Genomic DNA, 14,979 nt, shown 5'->3' with positions numbered 1-14,979 from the left:
TCCCGCGGTCCGGCCAAGCCGGTGGCAGGGAGCAGGGGAGGAGGGGACAAGCCGTGATTGTTCATGTTCGGGCGCGAAAATGGCTCGGTCGCTTTCGCTTCGCACTCTTGTTCGTGGTGTTTACGTTCGCGCTTTATCACGTGCTGCTCGTCGTTACGCGATGGCTGGAGCCGGAGCCGAAGTACAAGGAGCCCGCAGGCCGCGCCGTCAAAGCGTTTCAGAACGGCCATGTGGCTGCGGTTCCCGACAAGATCACGATAAGCGAACGGCTGAAGTTGTTCTACCGGATCGGCGAGTAAAAAAGCTTACCGATTCGGAAGGAATATTGATCCTTCATGTGGAATTGTTTTAAAAGCGCCGATGCAAGACATAAAAGGGGATCAATTGCGCATGAAACAGGAACTCAACTCGTTTATCCGTTTTTTGGCGGAGGATCGGGGCCTTGCTCAGAATACGCTGGACTCGTACCGACGCGATTTGTCTCAGTATATAGATTATTTGGAAAACTCCGGCATCTCTTCGCTGGGCGACAGCGGGAAGCTGAACATTTCCGGCTATATGCTGGACCTGAAGCAGCGGGGGAGGGCTACGGCCACGCTTTCCCGGAGCATGGTTTCCATCCGGGCCTTTTACCAATTCCTCGTGAAGGAGCGTCTGCTGGACAGCGATCCGTCGCTGCACATGGAGACGCCGAGACTCGAGAAACGGATTCCGAAGGTGCTGTCGGTTCAAGAGGTCGGCAAGCTGCTCCAAGCCCCACTGACGACGACGCCCAACGGGATGCGGGATAAGGCGATGCTGGAGGTGCTGTACGCGACGGGAATCCGGGTATCGGAGCTCATCTCGCTTGACGTCGACAGCGTCAATCCGAGTATGGGCTTTATCCGTTGTGTTGGCAAAGGCAAAGAACGGATCGTTCCGCTCGGGAGAATCGCTTCGGAGTACGTGGAGGCCTACACCCAAACGATGCGTCCGAAGCTACTCAAGCCGTCCAAGGCCGAGGAGGCGCTGTTTGTCAGCCATTTGGGGACCCGGATGACGCGTCAGGGCTTCTGGAAAATCATTAAACGTTACGCTGCGGAATCCGACATTCGGATGGAAATTACCCCGCACACGCTCCGGCACTCGTTTGCCGCGCACCTGCTGGAGAACGGAGCCGACCTCCGGTCCGTTCAGGAGATGCTCGGTCATGCGGACATCTCGACGACGCAGATTTATACGCAAGTCACCCGGAGCAAAATGAAGGAGGTTTATGACCGGACCCATCCCCGGGCCAAAATCGAATAGTCTTCCGGCGAGCCCGTTCCTCTGCGCCTGAGAGACCGGGTTTTTCGTATTGCGGCTTTTGCAAACCATGTCCGCTTTTGCGATAATAACGGTAGGCTTGTCGAAAGGATCGGCCTGCGAGGATGGCATTGCCTCACCATGCCCAGGTTTACGCTTTTGCTGTAGCATTGCTGCGCAATGCCCGAATCGGCGCTTACGAAAAAAGCATTGCTGTGCAATGCTCAAGCCTGTGCTTACGAAGATGGCATTGCTCCGCAATGCCCAGGCCTATGCTTACGAAGAAAGTATTGCTGTGCAATGCCCAAGCCTATGCTTACGAAGAAGGCATTGCTGCGCAATGCCCGGAGGAGGGACATCCATGAAATTTAAACGAGTATGCTTGATTGTGCTGGATAGCGTAGGGATTGGCGAGCTGCCGGATGCTGCGCGTTTTAACGATACCGGAGCCCATACGCTCGGCCACATCGCAGAGCGCGTGCCGTCGCTGCGCGTGCCCCATATGCAGCAGCTCGGCCTCGGAAATATCGCCGGGCTGCAGGGCGTTGATCCGGTTGAACGCCCAGGCGGATATTATGGCAAAATGGCCGAGGTATCGGTCGGCAAAGATACGATGACTGGACACTGGGAAATTATGGGCCTGAATGTGACCGTCCCGTTCAATGTATTTCCGGACGGGTTCCCGCCGGAGTTGATCGCCCGTTTCGAGCAGGAAACCGGGCGCAAGGTCATTGGCAACAAGCCGGCCTCCGGCACGGAAATATTGGATGAACTGGGCGAGGAGCAGATGAAAACCGGGGCCTGGATCGTCTACACTTCGGCGGACAGCGTGTTCCAGCTTGCGGCACACGAAGAGATTATTCCGCTGGAGGAGCTGTACCGTGCCTGCGCGATCGCCCGCAAGCTGACGCTCGAAGATCCTTATACGGTCGGTCGCGTCATTGCGCGGCCTTATGTCGGAACGCCCGGGGCGTTCAAGCGCACGCCGAACCGTCACGATTATGCGGTGAAGCCGCCGGCTCCGACGGTCATGAACCAACTGAAGGATGCGGGATTCGATTGCTTTGCCGTCGGGAAGATCAGCGATATTTTTGACGGCGAAGGCGTGACCCGTGCGCTCCCGACCAAAAGCAATCTCGACGGGATTCACAAGACGATTGACGCGATGGGAGAATCGTTCCAAGGGCTGCTGTTTACGAACCTCGTCGATTTCGATTCGCTGTACGGCCATCGCAGGGACCCGGAAGGGTATGCCAAGGCGCTGAACGAATTCGACGAATGGCTGCCCAAGCTGATGGAACGGGTCGGCAAGGACGACCTGTTGATTCTGACTGCCGATCACGGCAACGATCCGATTCATCACGGGACGGACCATACCCGCGAGTATGTGCCGCTTCTGGTCTACAGCCCGGCGTTCGAAACGACGGGGACGGTCGGAGTCCGCAGCACGTTTGCGGATCTCGGCGCGACGGTTGCCGATAATTTCGGAGTGACCGGGACAGGCAACGGTACCAGCTTTTTGAACGAATTAAAATAACAATTACATATTGCCGGGGAGGATGAATCGAATGAGCGATCAAACGACGCTGTTGAAGAACATTAAGGAAGCCGCGGAATATATCCGTGGCAAATATCCGGAGAAGCCGGAAATCAGCCTGATTCTGGGCTCAGGTCTCGGCGTGCTGGCCGATTTGGTGGAAGGCGGGGTAACGATTCCGTATGAGGACATTCCGCATTTTCCGGTATCTACGGTGGAAGGCCATGCCGGCGAGCTGCTGCTTGGTAAAGTTGAAGGCAAGCACGTGCTGATGATGAAAGGCCGTTTTCACATGTATGAAGGATACGGCGTCGAAACGGTATCGTTTCCGGTCCGTGTCATGAAGGAGCTCGGCGTGGAGAAGCTGCTGGTGACCAATGCTGCCGGCGGCATCAACACGTCGTTCGAGGTCGGGGACCTGATGCTGATCCGCGATCATATTAACTTTACGTTCCGCAACCCGCTTATTGGACCGAATCATAGCGAGCTGGGCGTTCGTTTCCCGGACATGTCCGAAGCGTACAGCCGCCGTCTTCGCGAGGCAGCGAAGGAGGTAGCGGCAGAGCAAGGGCTGAAGCTGCAGGAAGGGGTATATCTCGGGCTGCTCGGTCCGTCGTACGAAACCCCCGCGGAAATCCGTATGATGCGGACGCTCGGCGGCGACGCCGTGGGTATGTCCACCGTGCCGGAAGTGCTTGTTGCGCGGCATGCGGGTATTGAAGTGCTCGGTTTTTCGTGCATCAGCAATATGGCGGCGGGCATCTTGGATCAGCCGTTGTCCCATGCGGAGGTTATGGAAACGACGGAGCGCGCGAAGCCGAAATTTCTTAAGCTGGTGCTCGGAATCATCTCGCGAATCTAGAATGTCATGGTGATTGGAACGGCGTCCGCCTTCAAGCGGCAGCCGAATTCGATTCGAAAGAGGGAGAAGAGATGGAACCGAACTACGTTGAACATATTCAAGAAGCGGCTCAATGGATCAGCGACCGCATCGACCGAAGAGCTTTAGATATGGGCTTGGTGCTTGGCTCCGGCCTTGGCGATATGGCCGCTCAGGTGGAGGATGCCATCGCCATTCCTTACGATAGAATTCCGCATTTTCCGGTATCTACGGTGGAAGGTCATGCCGGGCAATTTGTCATCGGTAAGCTGGAAGGCAAAAATGTCATCGTCATGCAGGGCCGTTTTCATTATTACGAAGGCTACTCCATGAAAAAAGTCGTCTTCCCGATCTACGTCATGAAGCAGCTCGGCGTTCGGTCTCTTGTCATTACGAACGCGGCAGGCGGCATGAACCGCGGCTTTCAGGCGGGCGATTTGATGCTGATCTCCGACCAGCTCAACCTGACGGGAGACAACCCGCTCATCGGAATCAATCATCCGGAGCTCGGTCCCCGTTTTCCAGACATGTCGCAGGCGTATACGCCGCAATTCCGTGATCTGGCCAAGCGGATTGCTGCCCAAATGGGACAGGAGCGCGGCGAAGAGATCCGCTTGCAGGAGGGCGTATACTCAGGCATTAGCGGTCCGAACTATTTGCCTCCGGCCGAGCTGACCATGCTCGCGAACCTTGGCGGCGACGCCGTAGGCATGTCTACGGTAGGAGAAGTGATCGCGGCAAGCCACGCAGGCCTTAAGGTACTCGGCATCTCCTGCATCACCGACATGGCGATCGGCGAAGAGCTGGAGCCGCTCACGCATGAGCAGGTAGTGGCGGTAGCGAATCGCACGAAGCCGATTTTCATCGAGCTGGTGCGCCGTTTTGTAAAAGAAGTGTAGGCTTAACGCCAAACGAACTAAAGAACCGCTTTCCTTCGATTTTCACGGGGGAAGCGGTTTTTTTTAGCATAAAAAAGACACATGAAAAACTTGACAGCGGGAGGTGCAATATGATAAATTTTAAACAATTAAATTGTATACAATTTAATTTGGAATTCTTTAACTCGCATGAAAACCGCTTCAACCAAAATCAAACGACAATGGAGGAGTTATCATGTCTATCTATTCATTCAAAGCGAACAATATTCGAGGCCAAGAAGCCAGTCTGGAGCAATATGAGGGCAAGGTGGTGCTGATCGTCAATACGGCCAGTAAATGCGGGTTCACCTCGCAGTATGCCGATCTGCAAAAGCTGTACGAAAAATATCGTGACCAGGGGCTGGTCATTCTGGGCTTCCCCTGCAACCAATTCGGGGAGCAGGAGCCGGGGAGCAGCGAAGACGTCCATACCTTCTGCCAGTTGAACTACGGGGTCTCGTTTCCGTTGTTTGAGAAAGTGGACGTGCGCGGCTCGGAGAAACATTCGCTGTTTGCTTATGTGACGGAGCAAGCCCCGTTCGAGGGGTTCGATCTTAACCAGTCGGCCGGCAAAATGCTGAGTGCTTTTCTGCAGGAGAAGCAGCCTGAACTGCTGGCCGGGGACGACATTAAATGGAACTTCACGAAGTTTCTTGTCAATCGTGAAGGCAAGGTAGTCCAGCGGTTTGAATCGACGGTCGACCCGCTCGATATCGAACCGGCTGTCGAAGCATTACTATAACGGTACAATCGATAAATCCCTGAGAGCCTTCACTTCTAGGCTTTCGGGGATTTTTTCTATTTTTTTGGTCAATTACGATTGACAAAGGAGTTGCTTGGATATATAGTTAGTTACATGAGTAATTAACCAGTTTGGTGGTGAACAAATGACCTTAATAGACGACAGCCGTCCGATTTTTGTTCAGATCGCCGAACGGATTGAAAATGACATCATCGAAGGCGGCATGCCCGAAGAATCACAGGTTCCTTCGACGAATCAATTCGCGGCATTTTATCAGATCAACCCGGCGACGGCGGCCAAGGGAGTCAATCTGTTGGTGGACCAAGGCATATTGTACAAGAAGCGGGGGATAGGCATGTTTGTAGCGACCGGCGCACGCGCACAATTGATGGAGAAGCGGAGAGAGCAGTTTTTTGAGCAATATGTAGTGACGATGATCGCGGAAGCGGAGAAGCTCGGAATTACATCGGAGCAGCTGATGGATATGATCCGGAGAGGGGATGGAGGCAAATGAATTCGATCGTCGAAGTGACTCGGTTGACGAAGTTGTACGGCAATGTTAGGGCGGTGGACGGCATCAGCTTTTCCATAGAGCCAAACAAAATTTACGGGCTTCTTGGGAGAAACGGAGCGGGCAAAACGACGGTCATGCATATGATTACCGCTCAAATTTTTCCTACCAGTGGAGAAATTGAAGTTTTCGGTGAAAACCCGTACGAGAACAATAGCGTACTAAGCAGAATGTGCTTTATTAAAGAAAGTCAAAAGTACCCGGACAACTTCCAGGTTATCGATGTGTTGGAGGTGGCGGAATCGTTGTTTCCGCAGTGGGACCGGGAGTTCGCCTACGAGCTGATTGAGACATTCGGGCTTCCGCTGAAAAGGAGAATGAAGAAGCTGTCCCGGGGCATGCTGTCCGCCGCAGGAATCGTTGTCGGTCTTGCCAGCCGAGCGCCGCTTACGATATTCGACGAGCCGTATTTGGGCCTCGATGCGGTGGCCAGAGGGTTATTCTACGAAAAGCTGCTTGAGGATTACTCAGCCCATCCGAGAACCGTCATTTTGTCAACGCACTTGATCGATGAAGTCAGTCGGCTTCTGGAGCATGTGATTATGATCGATGGCGGCAAGCTGATTTTGAACGAGGATACGGAGGCGCTTCGTGGGCGGGCGTTTGCCGTCATAGGAACGGCCCGTACCGTAGAAAAATTCATTCGAGCCCGGGAAATCATCCATCAGGAAGCGTTCGGCGGACTGATTTCGGCGACGGTAATGGATGAGCTGAGCGAGAAAGAGCGGAAGGAAGGGGAAGCGCTTGGGCTCGAATTCTCCCCCGTTTCCTTACAGCAGTTAGTTATCCATTTAACGAAGCATACATCGGATAGAAAGGCAGGAAATGCTCTATGAACCGCATTGCGAGCGTAACGAAAATGTACTTGAGAGATAAGCTTTCCTGGATATACATGCCTTGGATCATTCTCTTACTTAATCTCATCATACATCTTACCATCCGGTTTTCGATCGGCGGGAAAGACGGAATGTATACCGGCGGCATTACTTCCCTTTACGTATATATGCTTGTTATCGGGATGGTCGCTCTGCCCCAAACGTTCGTCTTTGCACTTGGGATGGGTGTCCGGAGAAAAGATTATTTTGCCGGAACGGCTATGAACTTCGCTCTGATCAGCTTGAGCACATCCATCCTGATACTGCTTTTCTCCCTGCTTGAAGGCTGGAGCGGCGGCTGGGGAGTGGGGCTCCACTTCTTCCGTATGCCCTATTGGGGCGACGGTACGGTGATCGGGCAGGTGACGAGAAACTTCGTGCTACTGCTGCATCTGTTCTTTCTTGGATTTGCTATTTCGAGCGTCCAGCGGCGATATGGCTGGTTCGGGATGATCGTGTTTTCGGGTGTTATCTCAGCGGTTGTCAGTGTCCTCGTCATTTCTTTAAACTATTACCAATGGTGGGGCATTTTGTTTCAATGGATAGCGGGTATAACCGTATCCGAATGGGCAGGCTGGTTGTTTGCACTAATAGTCGTCTATGCGCTTGCATCGTATGCCATGCTTCGCAAGGCGACTGTATGATGAACCCAAATGGTAAAATATCGTTATAACGAAACGGTTCGTTGCTTTGTCCCTCTGTGCTGCGCTATCATGGTTACTAACGAATCATTTCGGGAGGAAGCGGAATGGAAGCAACGATCGACGATTTTCATAAGCTGGACCTTCGGATCGGAACGGTGATTGCCGCCGAGCCTTTTCCGGAAGCGCGGGTTCCGGCCATCAAGCTACAGATCGATTTCGGAGAGCTCGGAATCAAGCGTTCCAGCGCGCAGATTACGAAGCGGTATGTGCCAGAAGAACTTATCGGCAGACAGGTTGTTGCGGTTGTTAATTTTCCACCGAGACGTATTGCTGGATATGTATCCGAGGTGCTGGTGCTCGGCGGGGTGCCGGAGCACGGAGATGTCATTTTGCTTTCGCCGGACCAGACGGCTCCCAACGGGACGCCGATCGCATAGTTATGGAAAAAGTACTCCACCTTCTTCGGAAGTGGGAGTACTTTTTTTGTTGCGGCTCGTTATTTCGATTTCTTCGCGCCTTTGTCGCTGGTACGGGTCGTCGTGTTCTGATTCCCATGACCTTGCTGCTTGTCGGACATGTGCGGCACCTCCTGTTCCATGCTTCTCGAATGAATGGGGCCTTTATAGTATGACAATCCGGGATAGGGTTATTCAGACATATTACTTTAGGGGGAGATCCCCAAAAAAGTGAGGTTTCCCTCTGTTCGGGCCGAAGCAACTGTGCTACAATTGGGCATATAGAACTACTTTCGGTAATTCGTTGGAACCATCTCTAACAAGTGGAAGTAGGAAAAAGAGGGGCGTGCCGCCATGACGATGCTTAAAGTAGCCAACTGCCCGAACTGTGGAAAAGTGTTTCAAAAAAATTTACGCAATCTGTGTCAGGATTGTATCGACCAGGTGCACGACGATTTTGACCGCTGCGAAGCTTATTTGCGCGGCAACCGGAAGGCAAGTACCGAAGAACTAAGCGGGGCTACGGGAATCTCCGTCAAGCGAATCGCCGAATTCATCGTATCGAACCGGCTGCCGGTCGCCTATTATCCCGGATTAACTTACCCGTGCAACAGCTGCGGTTCGCCGATCAAACAGCATTACTTATGCAGTGCATGCCGGGTTCGGATTGTGAACGATATCCAAAAGATGAACCAGCAGGAAGCGAAGCGGAAAGAGCGGGGCATCGGCTTCCAAATTCGCGATCGGCTTAGCCGTTGAATCCAATTTTGTAAATGCTCTGCCGCCATGGCGGAGTTTTTTTGCTGACGGAGGAAACTCGCGTATTATGGCTGAAACGTTATCTCATGCTAAGAGTGAGTTCCGTGGAAATGACGGTCCAAATTTGTTCACAAATTTTTCACGGGAATGGCATGAAAGGGCATGTGTAAAGTCGCTCGTATTTTGTACAATAAGACTATACGTCTTTACGGCCGAACAGTAAGGGGGGGATTATCTATGCAAAAGTGGGCTATGTTTTCATTGTTCATCATCGCCTGTCTCCTCGGTGCGGGCGTTTTATTCCAGAACATCTCTGCCCGTCAGGCAGAAATGGCGAAAGAGGAAACGGCAGGTCCTTCGATCAAGTTCGTAGCGACGAACTATCAGTTCGATAAGCCGGAATACACGGCGAAAGCCGGTGAGAAAATGACCGTTTCCCTGATGAACAAGGAAGGGCTTCATGCGCTTGAAATCATTGGCACCAATGTGAAGCTGGACAACAACACCAAGTCGATGGATGTTACGTTCGACAAACCGGGTACGTATGAGGTGCACTGTGTGCTGCCTTGCGGTCCGGGGCATGCGGATATGAAAACGAAGATCGTCGTATCCTAAAAAAGCAATATCCCGTTTTACATGTGCCAAGGAAGTCTCGGGAGCCGTCTCCCGGGGCTTTCTTTTCTTTTTGCCGCGGAGGGAATATAATACGGGGGAGACTACGTTTATAGAGGAGTTGACCCCATGAGAACGGTCGATATCATACATAGTAAACGGGACGGCAAGGAGCTGTCCTCGGAAGAAATCGCTTTTTTGGTCGAAGGCTACACGAAAGGGGAAATTCCGGATTACCAAATGTCCGCTTGGGCGATGGCGGTCTATTTTAACGGCATGTCCGCGCGGGAAACGGCGGATCTAACGCTGGCGATGGCGCATTCGGGAGATCAGGTCGATCTAAGCTCCATTCCCGGCATCAAGGTCGATAAGCACAGCACAGGCGGTGTCGGAGATACGACGACGCTCATCGTAGGGCCGTTGGTGGCGGCGGCCGGTATTCCTGTGGCGAAAATGTCCGGCCGGGGCCTCGGCCATACGGGGGGGACGATCGATAAGCTGGAAGCGATTCCGGGTTTTGCCGTCGAGCGGACAACGGAGCAGTTTTTGGCGCAGGTGCGGGAGATCGGGCTCGCGGTAGTCGGTCAAACCGGCAACCTGACGCCGGCGGACAAGAAGCTGTACGGCTTGCGGGACGTGACGGCCACGGTGGAATCGATTCCTCTGATTGCCAGCTCAATTATGAGCAAAAAAATCGCTTCCGGCGCGGACGCCATCGTCCTCGATGTCAAGACTGGACGCGGTGCGTTTATGAAATCGCTGGACGATTCCATCAAGCTGGCTCAAGCGATGGTCGATATCGGGACGGAGGTCGGCCGGGAGACGGTTGCGGTGATTACGAACATGGATGAGCCACTCGGTCCTTCGATCGGCAACTCGCTTGAGGTGCTGGAGGCGATCGATACGCTCGGCGGCCGGGGACCGGCCGAGCTGACGGAGATTTGTCTCGAACTGGCGGCGCACATGGTGCGCCTAGGGGGCAAAGCGGACGGTGAAGCTGAAGCGAAGGAGCTCGTCACCCGCTTGCTTGACAACGGCGAGGCGCTCGCGAAGCTGAAGCAGTTCATTGCCGCGCAGGAAGGCGATTCCCGTGTTGCGGAAGACCCCGCACGGCTTCCCCAAGCCGCCCGCCGTGTGGACGTTCCGGCGCCGGAAGAAGGCTATGTAGCTGCGATCGATGCGGAAGCGCTAGGGATTACCGCCATGCTGCTTGGCGCGGGTCGCGCGACCAAAGAAGACAAGATCGATCTGGCCGTGGGCATCAAGCTGTTCAAGCGTGTCGGCGATCCGGTGAAGAAGGGCGAGCCGCTTGCTGAGCTGTACATCAACCGCGAGGATTCGGCAGAAACGGCGGAAATGATGGAGCGGACGGCTGCCGCTTTCACGATCGCTTCGGCGCCTGCCGAAAAGTTGAAGTTGATTTATGCCGTTATTACGAAGGACGGTATCCGCAAATTATAATAAACTGGTAATCGATACATGAAAGTCCGGGATTTTCGTCCCGGGCTTCTTTGCGTGCATGCCAAACGATGGGAGTAAGCATACTAAAAACGGACAATCATCACAGGGAGGCTGAAACAACGATGAATCACGTTAAAGTATGGGTGCGCGCCTCGGTCGTGCTTGGCTGCGTCGCCGTCTTGGCTGCCGGCTGCACAAACAGGCAGCAGGCACGTATGCAGCAGCAGGCTGCCCAATCCCAGCAGCAAACTCATTACACACAGCAGGGAACGAATCCGGGGGCTCAACCATATCAAAACACCGCCAGAAAAATCGATATCGCGGAGGCGGCAGCAAGCAAAATTGTGTCCGAGGTGCCGGAAGTGCATTCGGCAAATGTGCTCGTTACCGACCGTACGGCTTATGTGGCATCCATGCTGAAACCTAACCAGGCTCTGACGCAGGATGTCGAAAATCGCATCGCCGGGAAAGTCCGGGCGACGGATGCGAACGTACAGCGCGTCTACGTATCCGTCAATCCGGATTTTGTCGGGCGCGTCAATACGTATATAGCGGATGTGCGAGCCGGGCGTCCGGTCGGCGGATTCGTGCAAGGGTTTGCGGATTTGATACGCCGCGTGTTCCCGACCGCGCATTAGAGCCGCATCCTCCAGCGCGAATGTGAATGCCAGCCGGGGATGGAACCTGTGTCCCGGCTTGTTTGTTTTCCTGTTTTGGAATATTTTGTTCCGGATTCGTCAACACTGAATACCAGTACCTACAATCGAGCTCCGACAGGAGGGGAGAATAGGGTTATGATCAGCAAAGTGATCAAGTGGTCGATTTCCATCCAGCTTCTGCTGCTGGTCGCGCTGCCGCCTGCGATGGCGGAGGAAGCGAAGAGGGCGCAGCCGGTTGAGCTGGCTCCGAATGCCGTATCTTCCGTGATCATCGACGCGGATTCCGGCACGGTCATTCACGACAAAAACAAAGATGCCAGGCTTCCCCCCGCCAGCATCACGAAAATTATGACGATGCTGCTTATTATGGAAGCGCTGGACCAAGGAAAACTTAAGCTGGACGAGAAGGTGCGGACAAGCGAATACGCCGCTTCCATGGGCGGCTCGCAGATTTTTCTGGAAGTCGGCGAGGAAATGACGGTGCACGATATGCTGAAAGGCATCGCCATGGCCTCCGGCAACGACGCATCGGTAGCGATGGCGGAGAAAATTGGAGGTACGGAACAAGCATTCGTTCGAATGATGAACGAGCGTGCTGCGCAGCTGGGGATGAAAAATACCCATTTTGTCAATCCGAACGGACTGCCTGCCGAAAATCACTACTCTTCCGCCTACGATATTGCGCTGATGTCCAAAGAACTGCTTAAGCACGAAGCGATTACCCAGTATACCGGCTTGTACCAAGACCATTTGCGCAAGGAATCGCCCAAGCCTTTTTGGCTCGTCAATACGAATAAGCTCGTGCGTTTTTATTCGGGGGCGGACGGCTTGAAAACCGGCTACACGAGTGAAGCGAAATTTTGTCTGTCGGCAACGGCGAAGCGCGACAACTTGCGCGTTATCTCCGTGGTTATGGGCGAACCGGATACCAAAACACGCAATGCGGAAGTTACGCGGATGTTCGATTATGCGTTCTCGCAATATACGAATCTTCCGATTTACAAGACCGGCGATTCGCTTGGCGAATTGAGAATCGGCAAAGGCGAGGTACCGGTCGTACCGTTGACAGCTACACATCCATACAGCTTGCTGCTCAAAAAAGGGGAAGCGGCCGACGGAATCCGCCACGAAGTGCAGCTTCGGACGGATTTGAAAGCGCCGATTGCCGCCGGGGATTCGATCGGGAAAATCGTCGTGTACAAAGGCGATCAGGTATTGACCGAATTCGCGCTGGAAGCGCCCGTGAATGTGAACAAAGCCGGTTGGTGGACCTTGACGAAACGAACGGCGAAGCGGATGTTTTTCTTGGATTGACAAATAGCCGCCGGCCTGACATACACAGCATGATCCCCGCAGATACAGCCTACGCCGCCGCGGGGATTTTGCGCTATTCCGCTGCGATTTCTGTCGCTTTTGTTCTAGTTATAGCGCATTTCTTCTAGTTTTGTCGGGGGGCAGGAAAAGGATTCCTTCACGTAGAAATGAGTGTTCATGAACGGGAAGGAGTGAGCAGCTTGAGTCTGCAAATCGAACTCGAACATTACCGCCAAACGCTGATCGTCAGGCTTCAGGGAGAGTTGGACCATCATACGGCGGACACGGTCAAAACGCGGATGGAAGAGGCGGTCATGCGTGGAAACGTCAACCACATCATTATGAGCTTCAAGGAGCTAACCTTCATGGACAGCTCCGGTCTCGGCGTTATTCTGGGCCGCTACAAGCAGATTACGGCGCGCGGCGGCAAAATGGTCGTCTGCGACCTGAATCCTGCCGTGCACCGGCTTCTTGAAATGTCAGGGCTGTTCAAAATTTTATCGATTCAGGATAACGAAAGAAAAGCGCTGCAAAGTCTGGAGGTCGCCCTATGAGTGAACGAAACTTTATGACGCTGAAGTTTGCGAGCCGCTCCGAGAACGAATCGTTCGCCCGCGTCACCGTCGCCGCTTTCGTATCGCAGCTGGACCCGACGCTTGATGAACTGACGGATATCAAGACGGTCGTGTCCGAAGCGGTAACGAATTCCATCATTCACGGCTACGACAACCGCCCGGACGGAATTGTAACGATTACGGCCGAGCTCGAAGGAGATACGGTTTTTATTACCGTGACGGACGAAGGAGCGGGGATCGAGGATCTGGATCTGGCCAAGCAGCCGCTTTATACGTCGAAGCCGGAGCTGGAGCGGTCCGGTATGGGCTTCACGATTATGGAAAATTTCATGGATGCGATCGAAGTGACGACAGCCTTAGGCACAGGCACCACGATTAGAATGAAGAAGCGAATCGAATCGAAAAAAGCTCTTTTCAATTAGGGGTCTGATCTCATGGATGTAGATTTGAAGCACGCCTCACACAGCTATTTGGACGATAGCGAAGTCAAACGATTGATCGCGCTCAGCCAGTCCGGCGATACCGTAGCCAGAGATACGCTGGTGCAATGCAACATCCGTCTGGTCTGGTCGGTGGTGCAGCGGTTTCTTAACCGGGGCTACGAGGCCGAGGACTTGTTTCAGATCGGCTGCATCGGACTGCTCAAGTCGGTGGATAAGTTTGACTTGTCGTATGATGTGAAGTTTTCAACGTATGCGGTCCCGATGATCATCGGGGAAATCCAGCGTTTTCTGCGCGACGACGGAACGCTTAAGGTCAGCCGTTCGCTCAAGGAGCTGGCCAACAAGATCCGCAAGACGAAGGACGAGCTTTCGAAACGGAACGGCAGGCTGCCGACGATCAAGGAAGTGGCGGAGGAGCTTCAAATCACGCCGGAGGAGGTCGTCTTCGCTCAAGAAGCGAACAAGCCTTTGTCCTCGATCCATGAAACCGTTTTTGAAAACGATGGCGATCCGATTACCTTGATGGACCAGATCGCGGACGAAGGCGGAGACAAGTGGTTCGACAAGCTGGCGCTCAATGAAGCAATCGGCGCGCTGAACGAACGAGAACGCTTGATCGTATATCTCCGTTATTTCCGGGACCAGACGCAGTCCGAGGTGGCCAGCAGGCTTGGCATTTCCCAGGTGCAAGTCTCGCGGCTTGAGAAAAAAATTTTGCAGTCGATCAAGGATCAAATTGCCCAATAACGATCTAAATAAGCTCTCCGAGGTTCCTCTTGCGGGAATCGACGGGGAGTTGTTTTTGTTTGTTACAGTTTAAAAAGAGAACGAGCGAACGCTCTCGTCCTCTTGGCGCGTTCTTGAGGACAGCCTTGCCGTTACCGGGCCCGGGCTCTGTCGTCGTCGCGGAACAGCAAGGCGATGCAGTACAGCCCCGCCAAACCAACCAATGTATAAATAATTCGGCTTAAGCCCGAAGATACCCGATGAGCGTCGCCTCCGAACAAGGCGGTAACCAAGTCCCATTGAAACAATCCGACCAACAGCCAGTTTAAAGCCCCGATGATTACGAGCGTTAAAGCTGTTTTTCTCATATGCTCGCACCTTCCTCTAAGAAAAGTTTGGGTGATCTTTGTACTTGCCCTTACTGTTTGTTATGCCGCTTTCCTTTATGCTTCGGCTCCCAGTGAAATTTTTGCCAAAGTCCGGGATGTTTACCGCCATGCGTTATTATTCATACTACCGTTAAAT

The 14,979-nt window shown here is 53.5% G+C and carries 19 protein-coding genes; 18 read left to right on the top strand and 1 reads right to left on the bottom strand.

Annotated features, from left to right (window positions below):
* The first annotated feature begins 53 nt into the window (after positions 1 to 53).
* The 18 genes from ET33_RS11540 to sigF all read left to right on the top strand — a co-directional run bounded on the left by ET33_RS11540 (position 54) and on the right by sigF (position 14,475).
* Entirely contained in the window at positions 54 to 299 is a 246-nt protein-coding gene (locus ET33_RS11540; RefSeq protein WP_036680867.1) for a DUF4227 family protein, read from the top strand.
* 91 nt (positions 300 to 390) lie between these two features.
* On the top strand, positions 391 to 1,287 hold the full coding sequence (gene xerD, locus ET33_RS11535; protein WP_036680864.1) for a site-specific tyrosine recombinase XerD: 897 nt from the start codon (positions 391 to 393) through the stop codon (positions 1,285 to 1,287).
* Positions 1,288 to 1,645: 358 nt separating this feature from the next.
* Positions 1,646 to 2,821 carry a phosphopentomutase gene (deoB, locus tag ET33_RS11525; RefSeq protein ID WP_036680856.1) on the top strand — a complete coding sequence of 392 codons (1,176 nt, stop codon included), beginning with the start codon at positions 1,646 to 1,648 and terminating at the stop codon, positions 2,819 to 2,821.
* 31 nt (positions 2,822 to 2,852) lie between these two features.
* Positions 2,853 to 3,683 (top strand): purine-nucleoside phosphorylase, encoded by an 831-nt coding sequence (locus ET33_RS11520; RefSeq protein ID WP_036680851.1) that lies wholly within the window; start codon positions 2,853 to 2,855, stop codon positions 3,681 to 3,683.
* Positions 3,684 to 3,754: 71 nt separating this feature from the next.
* Entirely contained in the window at positions 3,755 to 4,600 is an 846-nt protein-coding gene (locus ET33_RS11515) for a purine-nucleoside phosphorylase (RefSeq protein WP_036680847.1), read from the top strand.
* Positions 4,601 to 4,814: 214 nt separating this feature from the next.
* Complete coding sequence (locus ET33_RS11510) at positions 4,815 to 5,360, top strand: glutathione peroxidase (RefSeq protein WP_036680843.1); 546 nt, start codon at positions 4,815 to 4,817, stop codon at positions 5,358 to 5,360.
* 145 nt (positions 5,361 to 5,505) lie between these two features.
* On the top strand, positions 5,506 to 5,874 hold the full coding sequence (locus tag ET33_RS11505) for a GntR family transcriptional regulator (RefSeq protein ID WP_036680839.1): 369 nt from the start codon (positions 5,506 to 5,508) through the stop codon (positions 5,872 to 5,874).
* A complete protein-coding gene (locus ET33_RS11500; protein WP_036680835.1) occupies positions 5,871 to 6,767 on the top strand; it encodes an ABC transporter ATP-binding protein in 897 nt (298 codons plus the stop codon). Before ET33_RS11505 ends, ET33_RS11500 begins: the two co-directional genes overlap by 4 nt.
* Positions 6,764 to 7,450: a hypothetical protein gene (locus tag ET33_RS11495; protein ID WP_036680833.1), complete on the top strand. Its 687-nt coding sequence runs from the start codon at positions 6,764 to 6,766 to the stop codon at positions 7,448 to 7,450. The genes ET33_RS11500 and ET33_RS11495 overlap by 4 nt, the downstream gene beginning before the upstream one ends.
* 104 nt (positions 7,451 to 7,554) lie before the next feature.
* On the top strand, positions 7,555 to 7,887 hold the full coding sequence (gene csaA / locus ET33_RS11490) for a chaperone CsaA (protein WP_036680829.1): 333 nt from the start codon (positions 7,555 to 7,557) through the stop codon (positions 7,885 to 7,887).
* A gap of 372 nt (positions 7,888 to 8,259) precedes the next feature.
* Positions 8,260 to 8,664: a flagellar protein gene (locus ET33_RS11485; RefSeq protein WP_036680825.1), complete on the top strand. Its 405-nt coding sequence runs from the start codon at positions 8,260 to 8,262 to the stop codon at positions 8,662 to 8,664.
* A 237-nt stretch (positions 8,665 to 8,901) separates the two neighbouring features.
* On the top strand, positions 8,902 to 9,279 hold the full coding sequence (locus ET33_RS11480; RefSeq protein ID WP_036680821.1) for a cupredoxin domain-containing protein: 378 nt from the start codon (positions 8,902 to 8,904) through the stop codon (positions 9,277 to 9,279).
* Positions 9,280 to 9,405: 126 nt separating this feature from the next.
* A complete protein-coding gene (locus ET33_RS11475; protein ID WP_036680819.1) occupies positions 9,406 to 10,737 on the top strand; it encodes a pyrimidine-nucleoside phosphorylase in 1,332 nt (443 codons plus the stop codon).
* Positions 10,738 to 10,859: 122 nt separating this feature from the next.
* Positions 10,860 to 11,375, top strand: coding sequence for a YhcN/YlaJ family sporulation lipoprotein (locus ET33_RS36335; RefSeq protein ID WP_051775255.1), 516 nt, complete (start codon positions 10,860 to 10,862; stop codon positions 11,373 to 11,375).
* Between the two features lie 156 nt (positions 11,376 to 11,531).
* The gene (locus ET33_RS11465; protein WP_036680816.1) at positions 11,532 to 12,710 is read left to right on the top strand and encodes a D-alanyl-D-alanine carboxypeptidase family protein; all 1,179 of its coding nucleotides are present in this window, start codon (positions 11,532 to 11,534) and stop codon (positions 12,708 to 12,710) included.
* Between the two features lie 200 nt (positions 12,711 to 12,910).
* Complete coding sequence (gene spoIIAA, locus ET33_RS11460) at positions 12,911 to 13,264, top strand: anti-sigma F factor antagonist (RefSeq protein ID WP_036680813.1); 354 nt, start codon at positions 12,911 to 12,913, stop codon at positions 13,262 to 13,264.
* The gene (gene spoIIAB / locus ET33_RS11455) at positions 13,261 to 13,707 is read left to right on the top strand and encodes an anti-sigma F factor (protein ID WP_025846481.1); all 447 of its coding nucleotides are present in this window, start codon (positions 13,261 to 13,263) and stop codon (positions 13,705 to 13,707) included. Before spoIIAA ends, spoIIAB begins: the two co-directional genes overlap by 4 nt.
* 12 nt (positions 13,708 to 13,719) lie before the next feature.
* Positions 13,720 to 14,475 carry an RNA polymerase sporulation sigma factor SigF gene (gene sigF, locus ET33_RS11450; RefSeq protein WP_025846479.1) on the top strand — a complete coding sequence of 252 codons (756 nt, stop codon included), beginning with the start codon at positions 13,720 to 13,722 and terminating at the stop codon, positions 14,473 to 14,475.
* 131 nt (positions 14,476 to 14,606) lie between these two features.
* Here sigF and ET33_RS11445 read toward each other — a convergent pair whose 3' ends face one another.
* A complete protein-coding gene (locus tag ET33_RS11445; RefSeq protein ID WP_036680807.1) occupies positions 14,607 to 14,822 on the bottom strand; it encodes a DUF378 domain-containing protein in 216 nt (71 codons plus the stop codon).
* Between the last annotated feature and the right edge of the window lie 157 nt (positions 14,823 to 14,979).

It is taken from the genome of Paenibacillus tyrphae, assembly GCF_000722545.1.
Lineage (GTDB): Bacteria > Bacillota > Bacilli > Paenibacillales > NBRC-103111 > Paenibacillus_G > Paenibacillus_G tyrfis.
This window is presented reverse-complemented; position numbering and strand designations above follow the sequence as displayed.

Bases quoted from the DNA above. Each gene is read 5' to 3' on its own strand.
- ET33_RS11515 (WP_036680847.1), top strand. From the start codon at position 3,755: ATGGAACCGAACTACGTTGAACATATTCAAGAAGCGGCTCAATGGATC.
- sigF (WP_025846479.1), top strand. From the start codon at position 13,720: ATGGATGTAGATTTGAAGCACGCCTCACACAGCTATTTGGACGATAGC.
- ET33_RS11500 (WP_036680835.1), top strand. From the start codon at position 5,871: ATGAATTCGATCGTCGAAGTGACTCGGTTGACGAAGTTGTACGGCAAT.
- ET33_RS11445 (WP_036680807.1), bottom strand. From the start codon at position 14,822: ATGAGAAAAACAGCTTTAACGCTCGTAATCATCGGGGCTTTAAACTGG.
- deoB (WP_036680856.1), top strand. From the start codon at position 1,646: ATGAAATTTAAACGAGTATGCTTGATTGTGCTGGATAGCGTAGGGATT.
- ET33_RS11475 (WP_036680819.1), top strand. From the start codon at position 9,406: ATGAGAACGGTCGATATCATACATAGTAAACGGGACGGCAAGGAGCTG.
- ET33_RS36335 (WP_051775255.1), top strand. From the start codon at position 10,860: ATGAATCACGTTAAAGTATGGGTGCGCGCCTCGGTCGTGCTTGGCTGC.
- spoIIAB (WP_025846481.1), top strand. From the start codon at position 13,261: ATGAGTGAACGAAACTTTATGACGCTGAAGTTTGCGAGCCGCTCCGAG.
- ET33_RS11510 (WP_036680843.1), top strand. From the start codon at position 4,815: ATGTCTATCTATTCATTCAAAGCGAACAATATTCGAGGCCAAGAAGCC.
- ET33_RS11465 (WP_036680816.1), top strand. From the start codon at position 11,532: ATGATCAGCAAAGTGATCAAGTGGTCGATTTCCATCCAGCTTCTGCTG.
- ET33_RS11480 (WP_036680821.1), top strand. From the start codon at position 8,902: ATGCAAAAGTGGGCTATGTTTTCATTGTTCATCATCGCCTGTCTCCTC.
- ET33_RS11485 (WP_036680825.1), top strand. From the start codon at position 8,260: ATGACGATGCTTAAAGTAGCCAACTGCCCGAACTGTGGAAAAGTGTTT.
- csaA (WP_036680829.1), top strand. From the start codon at position 7,555: ATGGAAGCAACGATCGACGATTTTCATAAGCTGGACCTTCGGATCGGA.
- ET33_RS11505 (WP_036680839.1), top strand. From the start codon at position 5,506: ATGACCTTAATAGACGACAGCCGTCCGATTTTTGTTCAGATCGCCGAA.
- xerD (WP_036680864.1), top strand. From the start codon at position 391: ATGAAACAGGAACTCAACTCGTTTATCCGTTTTTTGGCGGAGGATCGG.
- ET33_RS11495 (WP_036680833.1), top strand. From the start codon at position 6,764: ATGAACCGCATTGCGAGCGTAACGAAAATGTACTTGAGAGATAAGCTT.
- ET33_RS11520 (WP_036680851.1), top strand. From the start codon at position 2,853: ATGAGCGATCAAACGACGCTGTTGAAGAACATTAAGGAAGCCGCGGAA.